At 58.4% G+C, this 15069-nt stretch carries 17 protein-coding genes and 1 pseudogene; 1 reads left to right on the top strand and 17 read right to left on the bottom strand.

Annotation, left to right across the window (positions count from 1 at the left end):
* Positions 1 to 7: 7 nt before the first annotated feature.
* The 14 genes and pseudogenes from ACZZ0A_RS17470 to ACZZ0A_RS17535 form a co-directional block, all read right to left on the bottom strand.
* The gene (locus ACZZ0A_RS17470; protein WP_007908276.1) at positions 8 to 646 is read right to left on the bottom strand and encodes a TetR/AcrR family transcriptional regulator; all 639 of its coding nucleotides are present in this window, start codon (positions 644 to 646) and stop codon (positions 8 to 10) included.
* Between the two features lie 454 nt (positions 647 to 1100).
* Positions 1101 to 1891 (bottom strand): annotated as a pseudogene (locus ACZZ0A_RS17475) (TatD family hydrolase).
* A 14-nt stretch (positions 1892 to 1905) separates the two neighbouring features.
* On the bottom strand, positions 1906 to 2262 hold the full coding sequence (locus ACZZ0A_RS17480; protein WP_007908272.1) for a PilZ domain-containing protein: 357 nt from the start codon (positions 2260 to 2262) through the stop codon (positions 1906 to 1908).
* 42 nt (positions 2263 to 2304) lie between these two features.
* On the bottom strand, positions 2305 to 3288 hold the full coding sequence (locus ACZZ0A_RS17485; protein WP_463543511.1) for a DNA polymerase III subunit delta': 984 nt from the start codon (positions 3286 to 3288) through the stop codon (positions 2305 to 2307).
* Positions 3281 to 3913 (bottom strand): dTMP kinase, encoded by a 633-nt coding sequence (gene tmk, locus ACZZ0A_RS17490; protein WP_463543512.1) that lies wholly within the window; start codon positions 3911 to 3913, stop codon positions 3281 to 3283. Before tmk ends, ACZZ0A_RS17485 begins: the two co-directional genes overlap by 8 nt.
* Positions 3914 to 3932: 19 nt before the next feature.
* Positions 3933 to 5108, bottom strand: a complete 1176-nt coding sequence (mltG, locus tag ACZZ0A_RS17495; protein ID WP_042704950.1) for an endolytic transglycosylase MltG — start codon at positions 5106 to 5108, stop codon at positions 3933 to 3935.
* A 2-nt stretch (positions 5109 to 5110) separates the two neighbouring features.
* The gene (gene pabC / locus ACZZ0A_RS17500) at positions 5111 to 5926 is read right to left on the bottom strand and encodes an aminodeoxychorismate lyase (protein WP_007908266.1); all 816 of its coding nucleotides are present in this window, start codon (positions 5924 to 5926) and stop codon (positions 5111 to 5113) included.
* Entirely contained in the window at positions 5926 to 7170 is a 1245-nt protein-coding gene (gene fabF, locus ACZZ0A_RS17505; protein ID WP_007908259.1) for a beta-ketoacyl-ACP synthase II, read from the bottom strand. Before fabF ends, pabC begins: the two co-directional genes overlap by 1 nt.
* Before the next feature lie 108 nt (positions 7171 to 7278).
* The gene (gene acpP, locus ACZZ0A_RS17510) at positions 7279 to 7515 is read right to left on the bottom strand and encodes an acyl carrier protein (RefSeq protein WP_003175607.1); all 237 of its coding nucleotides are present in this window, start codon (positions 7513 to 7515) and stop codon (positions 7279 to 7281) included.
* Between the two features lie 196 nt (positions 7516 to 7711).
* Positions 7712 to 8455 (bottom strand): 3-oxoacyl-ACP reductase FabG, encoded by a 744-nt coding sequence (fabG, locus tag ACZZ0A_RS17515; RefSeq protein WP_007908254.1) that lies wholly within the window; start codon positions 8453 to 8455, stop codon positions 7712 to 7714.
* Between the two features lie 16 nt (positions 8456 to 8471).
* A complete protein-coding gene (fabD, locus tag ACZZ0A_RS17520) occupies positions 8472 to 9410 on the bottom strand; it encodes an ACP S-malonyltransferase (protein WP_463543514.1) in 939 nt (312 codons plus the stop codon).
* A 123-nt stretch (positions 9411 to 9533) separates the two neighbouring features.
* A complete protein-coding gene (gene plsX, locus ACZZ0A_RS17525) occupies positions 9534 to 10544 on the bottom strand; it encodes a phosphate acyltransferase PlsX (protein WP_081498723.1) in 1011 nt (336 codons plus the stop codon).
* Positions 10545 to 10548: 4 nt separating this feature from the next.
* Positions 10549 to 10731 carry a 50S ribosomal protein L32 gene (rpmF, locus tag ACZZ0A_RS17530; protein WP_003179396.1) on the bottom strand — a complete coding sequence of 61 codons (183 nt, stop codon included), beginning with the start codon at positions 10729 to 10731 and terminating at the stop codon, positions 10549 to 10551.
* Between the two features lie 13 nt (positions 10732 to 10744).
* Complete coding sequence (locus ACZZ0A_RS17535) at positions 10745 to 11272, bottom strand: YceD family protein (RefSeq protein WP_007908248.1); 528 nt, start codon at positions 11270 to 11272, stop codon at positions 10745 to 10747.
* Positions 11273 to 11377: 105 nt separating this feature from the next.
* Between ACZZ0A_RS17535 and ACZZ0A_RS17540 the strand changes: the two genes are divergently transcribed.
* Positions 11378 to 11956: a Maf family protein gene (locus ACZZ0A_RS17540; RefSeq protein WP_150694117.1), complete on the top strand. Its 579-nt coding sequence runs from the start codon at positions 11378 to 11380 to the stop codon at positions 11954 to 11956.
* A 48-nt stretch (positions 11957 to 12004) separates the two neighbouring features.
* Here the strand turns inward: ACZZ0A_RS17540 and ACZZ0A_RS17545 are convergent, their stop codons facing one another.
* Genes ACZZ0A_RS17545 through rluC form a run of 3 tightly spaced genes read right to left on the bottom strand, consistent with a single transcriptional unit; the run spans position 12005 to position 14627 of the window.
* Positions 12005 to 12994: a S49 family peptidase gene (locus ACZZ0A_RS17545; protein ID WP_463543515.1), complete on the bottom strand. Its 990-nt coding sequence runs from the start codon at positions 12992 to 12994 to the stop codon at positions 12005 to 12007.
* 24 nt (positions 12995 to 13018) lie between these two features.
* Entirely contained in the window at positions 13019 to 13681 is a 663-nt protein-coding gene (locus ACZZ0A_RS17550) for an HAD-IA family hydrolase (protein WP_007908241.1), read from the bottom strand.
* Positions 13668 to 14627 (bottom strand): 23S rRNA pseudouridine(955/2504/2580) synthase RluC, encoded by a 960-nt coding sequence (rluC, locus tag ACZZ0A_RS17555; protein WP_034155359.1) that lies wholly within the window; start codon positions 14625 to 14627, stop codon positions 13668 to 13670. The genes ACZZ0A_RS17550 and rluC overlap by 14 nt, the downstream gene beginning before the upstream one ends.
* Positions 14628 to 15069: the final 442 nt, after the last annotated feature.

Raw genomic sequence — 15069 nt, forward strand, 5'->3', positions numbered from 1 at the left:
GAATGGCTCAGCTGCTTGGGGTTTCCGGATCACGCTTGCGCTTGTTGCCCATGCGCACGCCGATGTCCATCAGGAACTGGAAGAAACCTTCCTGATCTTCCAGCACATTGCTCCAGAACGGCGAGTGATACAGCGCGACAGCGCCGTGCACCAGCGCCCAGGACGCGCAGTAGTGGAAGTACGGCGGCACGTCTTCGAGCTTGCCTTCGCTGATGCGCCCTTTGATCAGCAGGGTCAGGCGTTCGAAGTTCGAGGCACGAATCTTGTGCAGCTCCTCGACCATTTCCGGCACCTGATTGCCTTTTACGACCTTCTCTTCGAGACGGTCGAACAGGCGATAGCGCTGCGGGTCGCGCATGCGGAATTCGAAGTAGGCGCGGGACAGCGCTTCCTTGTCCTTGTCGACATCGGCCGAATGCAGCAGCTCGTTCAAATCACGCTCGTAATCGAGCATCAGGCGCAGATAGATCTCGGCCTTGGATTTGAAGTGCTTGTAGATCGTGCCTTTGCCGATACCCACGGCATCAGCAATCATCTCGACGGTGACACTGTCTTCACCTTGGTCGAGGAACAGCTTGAGCGCGGTATCGAGAATTTCTTGCTCGCGGCGACGAAACTCACGGACCTTACGAGGTTCTTTGTGCATAAGAAAAGGTCTGAAGGGTCAAAATTCGAAGCCGCGTATTATGCCTAACTTGCGCAAAAATGCACGGATCATCCGACCATATCTGTGTTTCTTGTTCATTTTGAGAACGTTTTGGGCGCAATGAGAACTCAACTGAAGCGAACGTATTCCAAATTTGTTTAAAAACCCCGACCGGCTAACTGGACTGCACGCCAGACTGATCAATACTTGAACTGTCGGGCGACATCTCCCCCAAGTGTCGCGCCGGTAAAGGTACCAAGGGACCGCGTGCCTTTGTTTTACTCCTAATGGTCTTAACCCGGATTCACCCCCCAGAACCCGGGTTTTTTTTGCCTGCGATTTAACGCTTGGCGCAGCTACCTGCACATCACAACTGTAGGAGCTGCCGCAGGCTGCGATCTTTTGCCTTTGCCTGTCAAAATCAAGATCAAAAGATCGCAGCCTTCGGCAGCTCCTACACGGCAGATTTAACGGAGGCCAGCGGGAACAGATGCTTGAAGTTCTCGGTGGTCTGCTCGGCAAAACGCTCGTAGTTTTCCCGCGCAGCATGGCCAGGAATTCCGCCACTTCGCGCACATACTGCGGCAGATTGGGCTTGCCGCGATAAGGGATCGGCGCCAGATAAGGCGAGTCGGTTTCCACCAGCAAACGATCGGCCGGGACCTTGCTCGCGACGTCGCGCAACGCATCGGCATTGCGGAACGTGACAATGCCCGACAGGGAAATGTAATAACCCATGTCCAGCGCCGTTTTGGCCATGTCCCAGTCTTCGGTGAAGCAATGCAGCACACCGGCCTGCGGCAACGCCGCTTCGCGCAGCAACTCAAGGGTGTCGGCACGGGCGCCACGGGTGTGGATGATCACCGGTTTGCCGGTGTGCTGCGCCGCTTGCAGGTGCAGACGGAATGACTCTTGCTGCAGCTCGGCCGCTTCCGGCTCGTAGTGATAATCCAGACCGGTTTCACCGATCGCCACCACTTTCGGGTGGTTGAGTTCGTGCAGCAGCCAGTCCAGCGCTGGGGCTGCGCCGGGTTGCACATCGAGCGGATGCACGCCAACCGAACAATCAACGTCGTCATAACGCTCAGCCAGGGCTTTGACGTCAGCGGCGTTGTCCGCACTCACGCCGATACACAGGAAGTGCCCTACTCCGCGCCCACGGGCCGCATCCAGTGCGGCATCCAGCGAGCCGTCATGGGCGGCGAGGTCAAGGCGATCAAGGTGACAATGGGAATCTACAAGCATAAAAAAACGGCTACTTACATCGTATGAGTGGGACGGTCGGATTTAAGCGCTCCGGCCAGATGGGTTTCGATGCGACTGCGCGCGGTATTGTCGCCATCGTTGAACTGTACGCCGACGCCGGCAGCGCGATTGCCTTGCGCCCCTTTCGGGGTGATCCACGCGACCTTGCCAGCCACCGGGATCTTCTCGGCCTCGTCCATCAGGTTGAGCAGCATGAACACCTCATCGCCCAGCCTGTAACTCTTGTTGGTCGGGATGAACAAGCCACCGTTCTTGATGAACGGCATGTAGGCGGCGTAGAGCACTGACTTGTCCTTGATGGTCAGGGACAAAATGCCGTTGCGCGGCCCCGGGCTGACGGGTTCATTCATGTTGACCTCCACTGCTGATGTTCAGAGTCTAGGTACACATTCTTATCTTTGACCAGGCAATCCCGCCCATTGCACCAACAACGCTTCCAGCAGCAAGGCCGGATTGAGGTTGGCCTTGCTCAGGACTTTCTGGCGCTGGGCGAGGATCCAGTCCTGAATATCGAGGACTTTACCTTGCGCACTTTTCTGCGCCAGGTACTGTACGACCTTGCGCATGTCGGTCAGGCCGAGGCCGGCTTCATCCTGAGTCAGCTGATAACGCAGGATCAGACTCGACCAATCGCAGAACCAGTCGAACAGACGCAGCATCGGAATGCTTTTCCATTCTTCGGCCAGTTGCGTCGGCGACTGCTGCTGCTTGAGCAGTTTTTTCACGCCTTCGACTACTTGTGCACGCTGCTCGCGCACGCCCTGAGACTGCAGACTGACCGCCATCAACGGCGAGCCGGCCGCCAGCGTCAGCAATTCGACACGTTCGTCTTCGGAGCAATCCGGCAACGCCTGAGCCAGCCATTGCAGGCTCATCGCTTCGCCGGGCAGCGGACAGGCCTGTTGCACGCAGCGGCTCTTGATCGTCGGCAGCAAACGGCTGGTCTGATGGCTGACCAACAGCAACACGGTATCGCCGGACGGTTCTTCAAGGCTCTTGAGCAAGGCGTTGGCAGCGTTGATGTTCATCGCCTCGACTGGCTCGATCAGCACCACTTTGCGCCCGCCAAGCTGTGCGGTCTGCACCACGAAGCTGACCAGATCACGCACCTGATCAACCTTGATGGCCTTGTCGGCTTCTTCCGGTTCGAGGATGTAATTATCCGGGTGACTACCGGCCTTGAGCAGCAGGCAGGATTTGCACTCGCCGCAAGCTTCCGGCGTCGGCCGCTGGCACAACAGGCTGGCCATCAAGCGTTCGGCCAACGCGCGCTTGCCGATGCCGGCCGGGCCATGCAGCAGATAGGCGTGTGCGTGCTGCTTACGCCCGGCCAGTTGCTGCCAGAGGCTGTCCTGCCACGGGTAGGCCTCAGCCACGGGCCAGCTCCAGCAGATTCGGAATCAGGGTATCCAGCGATTGTTGAACCTTGGCCAATGGCTGACCGGCATCGATGCGCACATAGCGCGCAGGATCGGCTTCGGCACGTTTGAGGAAAGCGCTACGCACGGCCTCGAAAAAAGCCCGACCTTCCAATTCAAAACGATCCAGACGACCGCGGGCATTGGCGCGGGCCAGACCGATTTCCACCGGCAGATCAAAAATCAGCGTCAGGTCCGGGCGCAGATCACCTTGCACAAAGGTTTCCAGCGCGGCGATGCGCTCCAGTGACAAGCCGCGACCGCCGCCCTGATAGGCGTAAGTGGAATCGGTAAAGCGATCGCACAGGACCACCGCGCCTCGGGCCATGGCCGGGCGAATCACTTCGGCCAGATGCTGGGCACGTGCGGCGAATACCAGCAACAGTTCGGCATCCGGATTCATGACTTCGTCAGCCGGCGCCAGCAGCACCTCGCGAATTCGCTCGGCCAGCGGCGTGCCACCGGGCTCACGGGTCAGCACCACTTCGATACCGGCGGCGCGCAGGCGCTCGGCGAGGTATTCGCGGTTGGTGCTTTTGCCGGCGCCTTCCGGGCCTTCCAGGGTAATAAACAAGCCAGTCACAGGCAGTCCTTAATCAAAGTCATTGCGTGTTTTGTGGGGCGGCGGCTTCTGGAGTCGGCGCTGGCTCCTGTGGTGCCACCTGTGGCACCGACTCCGGTGTTACATCCGGAGATGCCGCAGGAATCGCATCCTCGGCAGCGGGAGCCGCTTCAGGCGTTTGCGCCGGCGCAGGGCTGGAGCGGTAATCGGCACGGCGCTTGAGCTGGTACTCACGCACCGCATTGTTATGTGCATCGAGATCGTCAGAGAACACATGACTACCGTCACCACGCGCAACAAAGTACAGGCTGGTACCGTCTACCGGGTTCAATGCGGCGTGAATCGCTTCGCGGCCAACCATCGCGATCGGCGTCGGCGGCAAGCCGGGGATCACGTAAGTGTTATACGCCGTCGGCTCTTTCAGATGCGCGCGGGTCAACTTACCGGTATAGCGATCGCCCAGACCATAGATGACGGTCGGATCGGTCTGCAGTTGCATGCCCAAGGCCAAGCGACGCACAAAGACACCGGCAATCTGCCCACGCTCCTGCGGCACGCCGGTTTCCTTCTCGACCAGCGACGCCATGATCAGCGCTTGATAAGGTTCGGTGTACGGCACATCGGCAGAACGACTTTCCCATTCTTTCGCCAGCACTTCATCAAGGCGATCAAAGGCTTTCTTCAACAACTCAGCATCGGACATGCCGCGCACAAAGCGGTAGGTATCAGGGAAGAAACGGCCTTCCGGGAACAACCCTTTATGACCAATCTTCGCCATGACGTCGCTGTCGCTCAAACCGTCCAGGGTCTGCTCGACCTTGTCATCCTTGGCCAACGCCGCGCGCACCTGATGGAAATTCCAGCCCTCGACCAGCGTCAGGCTGTACTGCACCACTTCACCACGCTTCCACAAGTCGATCAGACCATTGACGGTCATGCCCGGTTGCATACGGTACTCACCGCTGTGAATCGGCGTGCCCGCGAGATTGAAGCGCCAGTAAACCCGCAGCCAGAACGCATCCTTGATGACGCCATCGGTTTCAAGTGAAAGGAAAGTACGGGTCGGTGTCGAGCCTTTCGGCACATCCAGCAGCTCTTCCTGCGTGATGTTCAGCGGCTGCTCCAGTGCGGAGTGAATCTTCCAGGCGCTAGCGCCCAGCAACAGCCCTGCCAGAACCAGTCCGGTTTCCAGCAGCAGCAAAAGTTTACGTCTCAAAATCAGGCATCCAATAGGGCGCGGGCAATGGTTTGCAGTTTACGGGTGAGCGGGCCAACCGGCCAGCTCAGTGCAGCACAGGCGCGTACCGGCCAGACACCATAAACACTGTTGCAGACAAACACTTCATCAGCCCATTGCAGCTGTTCGAGGCTGATATCGGCGATTTGCGTGGGGATGGCCAATGACTCGGCCTGAAACAATATTTCGGCGCGCATCACCCCGGCGACACCGCAACGCTTGAGGTCCGGCGTTATCAGCACACCGTCGCTTACCAGAAACAGATTGCTGAACACGCCCTCGATCACTCGACCGACCTGATCCAGCATCAAGCCTTCGGCGTGCTCGCTGTCCTGCCATTCGGCACGGGCGAGAACCTGCTCCAATCGATTGAGATGTTTGAGTCCGGCGAGAAGCGGCTGTTTGGACAGTCGCGTGTTGCAGGGAAACAGGCGAACGCCTTGTTCAGCATGCACAGCCGGATAAGTCGCCGCAGGATTGCCTTGCAGAATGCGTCGGCCCGGCGCCGCCGGGTCGGGCGCATAACCGCGCAAACCGTCGCCACGGCTGAGGATGAGCTTGAGCACACCCTCACCCATCGCTGCTGCATAACTCAGCAGCTCATGGCGAATCAGCTCGATATCGGCCGCAATGGCCAGACGCGAACAGCCATCGGCCAGACGCGTCAGGTGCCGATCCAGCAGGATCGGCTGGCCGCTACGCACAGCGATAGTCTCGAACAGACCATCACCGTAAGCCAGGCCGCGATCTTTCAGCGACAGAGCGTCAGCCGGTTGACCGTCGACCCAACTGTCCATCAGCCTGCGAACCGGCGGAATGCCAAGGTGCCATTGGTGCCGCCAAAACCGAAGGAGTTGGACAGCACGACATCGATGTCCATGTTGCGCGCGGTGTGCGGCACAAAATCGAGATCGCAGCCTTCATCCGGCTCATCGAGGTTGATGGTCGGCGGTGCGACCTGGCTGTTGATCGCCAGCACGCTGAAGATCGCCTCGACTGCGCCCGCCGCACCCAACAGGTGACCGGTCATCGATTTGGTCGAGCTGACTGCCAGCTTATAGGCGTGGTCACCGAACACCGACTTGATCGCGTTGGCTTCGGCGAGGTCGCCGGCCGGGGTCGAAGTGCCGTGGGCGTTGATGTACTGCACTTGATCGACGTTGATCTTCGCATCGCGCAACGCATTGGTGATGCAGCGTGCCGCACCGGCACCGTCGGCGGGTGGCGAAGTCATGTGGAACGCATCGCCACTGGTGCCGAAGCCGATCAGCTCGGCGTAGATGGTCGCGCCACGCGCCTTGGCGTGCTCCAGTTCTTCGAGAACCAGTGCACCGGCACCGTCGGAAAGGACGAAGCCATCACGGCCCTTGTCCCATGGACGGCTGGCACGGGTTGGCTCGTCGTTGCGGGTCGACAGTGCACGGGACGCGCCGAAGCCGCCCATGCCCAGACCGCATGCAGCCATTTCGGCACCGCCGGCGATCATCACGTCGGCTTCGTCGTACATGATGTTGCGCGCCGCCATGCCGATGCAGTGCGTACCGGTGGTACACGCCGTGGCGATGGCGTAGTTAGGTCCCTGTGCGCCCAGGTGGATGGACAGGAAACCGGAAATCATATTGATGATCGAGCCTGGCACGAAGAATGGCGAGATTCGACGCGGACCCGTCTCATGCAGAGTACGGCTGGTTTCTTCGATGTTGGTCAGACCGCCGATACCCGAACCCATGGCCACGCCAATGCGTTCACGGTTGGCGTCGGTGACTTCCAGACCGGCGTTGCGCACGGCTTGAAAGCCTGCGGCGAGGCCGTACTGAATGAACAGGTCGAGCTTGCGCGCTTCCTTGACCGACAGGTATTCCTCGACATTGAAGCCCTTTACCGAGCCGCCAAAGCGGGTGGAATAGGCAGAAAGGTCGGTGTGTTCGATCAGACCAATGCCACTGCGGCCAGCCAGAATGCCCTGCCAACTGCTCGGCACATCCGTGCCCAGTGGCGACAACATACCCATACCGGTGACTACGACGCGTCTACGCGACACAGCACTCTCCTTTTTCAAATGACGATTTTGCATCAGGCCTAAAGAAAAAACCGCACGCCATGATGGCAGTGCGGTTTTTCCATGACAGCAAACAACGATTACAAACTATTACGCCTGGTGGCTAGTAACGTAGTCGATTGCAGCTTGTACAGTAGTGATCTTTTCAGCTTCTTCGTCAGGGATTTCGGTCTCGAATTCCTCTTCCAGAGCCATCACCAGCTCAACGGTGTCAAGGGAGTCGGCACCCAGGTCTTCAACGAAGGAAGCAGTGTTGACCACTTCTTCTTCTTTAACACCCAGTTGCTCGGCAACGATTTTCTTGACGCGCTCTTCGATGGTGCTCATACCTTGTTTTCACTCCTAATGGACAAATTCAGGCAGCTGGCCAGTGGGTAAGTGTATAGAAAGACTTTTCAGCTTTTCAACTGAAAGCTTCACTCCTCAAACCCTGCGGCCCTCTGCCTATAAATAGATTGCAGCTTTATAACGGATTTTAGACAGCTCGTATGACATTTTTTTGAAGCAATCCGTCACATTTTACTTACATGTACATCCCACCGTTCACCGGGATTGTAGCCCCAGTGACGTATGCCGCACCGTCGGATGCAAGAAAAGCGACCACAGACGCGATCTCTTGAGCTTGTCCCAGACGACCCAGCGGAATCTGCGTCTGCAAGGCTTCACGCTGTGCTTCAGGCAGCTCGCGCGTCATATCGGTGTCGATAAACCCAGGGGTTACCGAGTTGACTGTAATCGAACGCGAACCGACTTCACGCGCCATCGCACGGCTGAAACCTTCCAGACCGGCCTTGGCGGCTGCATAGTTTACTTGGCCTGCGTTGCCCATGGCACCCACTACCGAGCCAATACTGATAATTCGGCCCCAACGCGCCTTGGTCATTCCGCGCAGAACGCCCTTGGACAGGCGGAACAGACTGTTCAGGTTGGTATCGATCACGTCGTACCACTCGTCGTCTTTCATGCGCATCATCAGGTTATCGCGGGTGATGCCAGCATTATTGACCAGGATCGCCACTGGCGCACCAAACTGTTCCTGAATGCTTGCCAGCACCGCGCTGACCGATTCATCGCTGGTGACGTTCAGCTCAAGGCCCGTGCCCTGGATACCGTTTTCCTTCAGGGTGGCAGCAATACGCTCAGCGCCCGAAGCGGAGGTCGCGGTGCCAATGACAATGGCGCCCTGACGACCCAGTTCCAGCGCGATAGCCTGACCAATGCCGCGGCTTGCACCGGTAACCAGTGCAACTTTACCTTGCAGACTCATGCAAGTTTCTCCTGATTCAGGCTTGCGCTGTACGGGCGGCAGCGAAAGCGTCTGGGGTATTGAGGTTGGAAGTCGCGACGCCTTCGGCGCAACGTTTGTTCAGACCGGCCAGCACTTTGCCCGGGCCGCATTCGACCAGATTGGTCGCGCCCTTGGCGGCCAGAGTCTGTACCGACTCGACCCAGCGTACTGGCTTATAGAGTTGTTCGAGCAGATCGCGCTTGAGGGTTTCCAGATCGGCCGGCACTTGCGCGCTGACGTTCTGTACGACCGGGATCTGCGGCGCCTGCCAGTCGATGGCGGCGATGGATTCAGCAAAGCGCTCGGCAGCCGGACGCATCAGTTCACAGTGCGAAGGCACGCTCACTGGCAACGGCATGGCGCGCTTGGCACCACGCGCCTTGCAGCCTTCGATGGCGCGCTCGACAGCAGCCTTGGCCCCGGCGATTACCACCTGGCCTGGCGAATTGAAGTTGACGGCGCTGACGACTTCGCCTTGCGCAGCTTCTGCGCAGGCTGCCAGCACGTCGGCATCTTCCAGACCAAGAATGGCAGCCATGCCGCCCTGCCCGGCCGGAACCGCTTCCTGCATCAACTGACCGCGACGCTCAACGAGCTTGACCGCGTCAGCCAGTGTCAGGCTGCCGGCAGCGACCAGCGCGCTGTATTCGCCCAGGCTGTGACCGGCAACAAATGCCGGACGCGCTCCGCCTTCAGACAGCCACAGACGCCACAGGGCGATCGAAGCGGTCAGAATGGCCGGTTGGGTTTTATCGGTTTGATTGAGCAGCTCTTCCGGGCCCTGTTGGGTCAGTGCCCACAGGTCATAGCCCAGAGCCTCAGAAGCTTCTTTGAACGTTTCGAGGATCAACGGATATTCCGCGCCCAGCTCGGCCAACATGCCGAGGGACTGCGAACCCTGTCCTGGAAAGACGAATGCGAGGGAAGCAGACATGTAACAAGCCCCTAATGATCTTGTCGTCGGAAAATGACGCCCCGCTGGGGGACGCAAGAAACTGACAGTTGGATGGCCCTTTGAACCGGGCGGTCACATTTAAGCATTGTCCGACGAAAACGCCTAAGACAACAAATCCTCCAGACGACCGTGGAGGCGTTCGGGAAGATTCTCCTGAATCTCGATCAGCGCGCGCTGAATCGCGCTCTGAAAGCCCTGGACCCCGGCCGAACCGTGACTTTTCACGACGATACCCTGCAAACCGAGAAAGCTTGCGCCGTTATGTCGCGCCGGCGCCAGATCCGCCTGCAAGCGCTTCATCAGTGGCAACGCCAAAGCCCCTACCGCACGGGAAGCCAGATTCTTTTTGAACAACGCTTCAATACGTGCAGCAATCATCGTCGCCAGGCCTTCGCTGGACTTCAGCAGGATATTGCCGACAAAACCATCGCAAACCACCACGTCAGCCTCTCCGCGATACAACCCGTCGCCTTCGATAAAACCGATGTAGTTGATACCGCGAGCAGCTTGCAGCAGTGTCGCAGCCAGTTTGACCTGCTGATTGCCCTTGATGTCTTCGGTGCCGATGTTCAGCAGCGCGACACGCGGGCGATGGATGCCCAGCGTCTGCGCCGCCACCGAGCCCATCACCGCAAACTGCAGCAAATGCTCGGCACTGCAATCGACATTGGCGCCCAGATCGAGCAACTGGCAAAAACCCTTCTGCGTCGGAATCGCGGCAACCATGGCCGGACGGTCAATACCCGGTAACGTTTTCAGAACGAACCGCGACAGCGCCATCAACGCACCGGTATTACCGGCACTGACACACGCTTGAGCCTTGCCGTCACGCACCAGTTCGAGAGCAACACGCATCGACGAATCCGGCTTGCCGCGCAAGGCCTGGGTCGGTTTTTCGTCCATGGTGATGACTTCGCTGGCCGCAACAATCGTCAGGCGCGCGCGATCGGCAGCCGATTGGCCGTTGATCAATTCTTCAAGAAGGGAGGGTTGACCGACGAGGGTCAGGTGCAGCGAGGGCGTAGCAGACAGGCAAGCAAGGCTGGCCTGAACAATGCTGCGGGGACCGAAGTCCCCGCCCATTGCGTCAATCGCGATGACTTGAGCGGACAAGTGATTACTCGTCAGCGCCCTTGTCGATCACTTTACGGCCACGGTATACGCCTTCTGGCGATACGTGGTGACGCAGGTGAACTTCACCAGTGGTTTTTTCTACAGACAGAGTGCTAGCCTCGAGAGCGTCGTGCGAACGGCGCATGTCACGGGCAGAGCGGGATTTTTTGTTCTGCTGAACAGCCATAATTGATTAACTCCTAAACGTTTGGGTCACGCTTTAACTGCGCCAATACACTGAACGGGTTGGACCGCGTTGACTCGTCCTCGCTCGGTTCGGGCTCATCGAGACCCGCCGGCTGCTGGCATTCTTCCGGATGATGAGCAGGCACAATGGGCAAGGCGAGCAGAAGCTCCTCCTCGATCAGTGACTGCAGATCCAATGGATCTTCGCCCAGTTCCAGCACGTCATAACCTTTCGGCAACGACTGGGTATTCGCACCCTCTTTCACCACAGCATAACTGCATTCGCTGTGGATCGGCAGGGTGACCAGCTCAAGACAACGCTGGCAAACCATTTTGACCTCGGTGTCGATAAAGCTGTGGATTACCACAGATTTACGTTCATCTCGTTCAAAAACGAATTTCGCCTGCACCGTACCGACATTGTCGGAAAGCGGGTCGCAGAGTCTCTCCAAATCGGCCAGCAGCATTTCACCTTGAAGGGTGGTGCCACGATCAGCCAATTTGCGCGGGTCAACGTGAGGTGGAATCGGGTCATTCAACATAGGCGCAGCATTATAGGGATGCACCCACCCATGTCAAAGGAAATTGTGCCCTGTCCGTCACTTGCGTGCCTCCGCTAGAATTCGCACCTGCCTCAGGAGACGCGAATGCTGCCTTTATTACTCGCTTCAAGCTCGACTTATCGTCGTGAATTGCTCGCCCGCCTGCACCTGCCGTTCGTCTGCAGCTCGCCGGATATCGATGAAAGCCATCGCCCGGGCGAGTCAGCCATCGAACTGGTCAAGCGCCTCGCCGAACAAAAAGCCCGGGCACTGGCCGACAGCCACCCCGCTCACCTGATTATTGGCTCAGACCAGGTTGCCGTGCTTGGCGAGCAGATTATCGGCAAGCCGCACACGTTCGAGAAAGCCCGCGAACAACTAATGGCCGCCAGCGGCGCCAGCGTGACATTTCTGACCGGCCTGGCCTTGCTCAATAGCCAGACGGGCGAGTGCCAGGTCGATTGTGTGCCATTCACTGTCCATATGCGCCAACTCGATCAGGCGCGCGTTGAACGCTATCTGCGCATCGAGCAGCCCTACGACTGCGCGGGCAGTTTCAAGGCTGAAGGCCTCGGCGTGAGCCTGTTCCAGTCCACAGAAGGCCCGGATGCCACCAGCCTGATCGGCTTGCCGCTGATTCGCCTGATCGACATGCTTTTGGATGAAGGCGTGCAGATTCCCTGACCCACAAAAAACCGGCCATCAAGGCCGGTTTTTTCATGCAGTGATTTGTTAACGCAACGAAGGCCCGTGGAAACCCATCCACATCGCCAACTGCTCAGCCACACTGGCACCGAGCTTCTTCGAGAAGCGATCGAACGGCGACTCCTGAACAGTGAAGTCCACCAACTCCTTCTCACCAATCACATCCCGCGCCACCGAACTGGCATTGCCCAGACCGTCAATCAAACCCAGTGGCAGCGCCTGCTCGCCCGACCAGACCAACCCGGAAAACAGCTCCGGATGTTCTTTGTCTTTCAGACGATCGCCACGACCCAGCTTGACGCTGTTGATGAACTGCTTGTGCGTGGTATCCAACACGCCTTGCCAGAACGCCGTTTCTTCAGGCTTCTGCGGCTGGAACGGGTCAAGGAACGATTTGTGCTCGCCCGAGGTGTACGTGCGACGCTCGACGCCAAGTTTCTCCATGGTGCCGACAAAGCCGTAACCCGCCGCCGTCACACCAATGGAGCCAACCAGACTCGCCTTGTCGGCGTAGATCTGGTCCGCCGCACTGGCGATGTAATAAGCACCGGACGCACCCAGATCGGAAATCACCGCATACACCTTGATCTCCGGGTGCAGACCGCGCAGACGTTTGATCTCGTCATATACATAACCCGACTGCACCGGACTGCCGCCAGGACTGTTGATCCGCAGGATCACGCCCTTGACCTTCTTGTCCTCGAACGCCGCCCGCAGACTGCCGACGATGTTGTCGGCGCTGGCCGGCTCTTTATCGGCAATCATGCCAGTGACGTCGATCAGCGCGGTGTAGTTCGACCCGCGCGTGGCGCTTTTTTCCATGTCCATCAGTGGCGTGAACAGAATCAGCGCCACAAACAGATAAACAAACGTCAGCAGCTTGAAGAAAATCCCCCAACGCCGCGAACGACGCTGTTCCTGCACACCGGCCAGCATGGTCTTTTCCAACAGCTTCCAGCTTTTCTCGTCACCGCCGTCGGCACTTGCCTTGGCCGGTGCTTTCCATTCGTCGGTCATGCCATCCACCCCAGCAAAAACGTATTAAGCCTGCTGTTCCAGCCAGGCATGCAATTCACAAAAACGGTCGATCGACAGACGCGGCTCGAACTGCTGCAGCGATTCGATCGATTGCGCGCCATAACTGACCGCCACCGAGTCCATCCCTGCGTTACGCGCCATCAGCAGATCGAAGGACGAATCGCCGACCATCAGCGCCTGCTCCGCACGCACACCGCAGTGAGCAAGGATCTGCTCCAGCATCAGAGGATGCGGCTTGCTCGCAGTTTCATCGGCAGCACGGGTGATATCGAAATAATCTTCCCAGCCATTGGCCTTGAGCACCCGATCCAGCCCGCGACGATTCTTGCCGGTGGCGACGGCCAGGTGATAACCCTGCTCGCGAAAGGACGCCATCGACTCGACAACGCCTTCGAACAACGGCGAAGGCACGGCTTCCGCGGCGATGTAGTGATCGGCGTAATACTCGCGAAACAAGGTCATTTCGGCATCGCTGATCTCGGGATACAGCGTGCGAATCGCCTCGGGCAAACCCAGACCGATGATGCCTTTGACGGCAAAGTCATCGCGCAACTCGAAACCGGAGCGCCCGGACGCCGAGTGCATCGCCTCGACAATCCGGTGAATGGAGTCGGCCAGCGTGCCGTCCCAATCGAAAATCAGCAGTTTGTAATCAGATGGGCGCACTCAATCGCTCCACGGTCTTGGCCCACATTTCATCGACCGGCGCCTGCAAGGTCAGCTTGCCGCCATCGGGCAGCGGCACGGTCAGCATGTAGGCGTGCAGGAACAGGCGCTTGCCGCCCAGATCGCGGATTTCCTTGGTGAAATCCTCATCGCCGTACTTGCTGTCGCCAGCAATGCAATGGCCGGCATGCAAGGTGTGCACGCGAATCTGGTGAGTACGACCGGTAACCGGTTTAGCCTCGACCATGGTGGCGAAATCACCGAAACGGCGCAGCACCTTGAACATGGTCAGGGCTTCTTTGCCCTCGTCATTGACTTCGACCATGCGCTCGCCGGAACGCAGATTGCTCTTGAGCAATGGCGCACTGACTTTCTTGATCGAAGTCGCCCAGTTGCCGCGTACCAGCGCCATGTACCGCTTGTCGACGCCATCGCCGCGCAACTGCTCATGCAAGTGACGCAACATGCTGCGCTTTTTCGCGATCATCAGTAGGCCGGAGGTGTCACGGTCGAGACGGTGAACCAGTTCCAATTCCTTGGCATCGGGGCGCAACTGACGAAAGGCTTCGATCACGCCGAAGTTCAGGCCGCTGCCACCGTGAACCGCAATGCCGGCGGGCTTGTTGATCACGATCAGGGCTTTGTCTTCGAAGACAATCGAGGCTTCCAGGCGCTGCAGCAAACCCTGTGCAAGTGGCACCGGTTCGTCACGCTCAGGCACGCGAACGGGCGGCACGCGCACGATATCACCGGCCTGCAGCTTGTATTCGGGCTTGATCCGACCTTTGTTCACGCGCACTTCGCCTTTACGCAAAATGCGGTAAATCAAGGTCTTGGGCACGCCTTTGAGCCGGGCGAGGAGAAAGTTGTCGATTCGTTGGCCGGCATACTCCGGCGAGACTTCAAGCAATTGAACGCCTGGAGTCGAAGGGGCAGTAGTTGTCATGCCGCGGATGATAACAATTTTTATGGAATTGAAGCACTTAATCATTGCTGCTATAGTCGCGAACGCCGCCAAAAGCGGCCTGGACAGAGGAACCACGGTCAAAAACCGGCCCTGACCAACGCAATTCACCAGGACGCGAGGCCGTCCTACGGGGCTTTCGCTACGTAACGGTGGAGTTTGCAGTTGTAACAAGCGCAGGTGACATGAGGCCTGAATTACACCGCCGAGCAGAGTTTTTACTCGCCTGGCAGGCACACATTCAAGGCCAGTTCACAAAGTGCAGTCAGCTGCAGATGACCCCGAGCGAATGCTTCGGAAACAACGCCTGAATTAGCCATGATGCGTGACCTCCCCTATCGGAGCTCACGGTAAATGCCAACCCGCTGCGGATTCTGCGCGCGGCAGCACCCGAATTATCAGGGATACGTGTAGGGTGGAGATG

Source organism: Pseudomonas sp. AC242, from assembly GCF_979258655.1.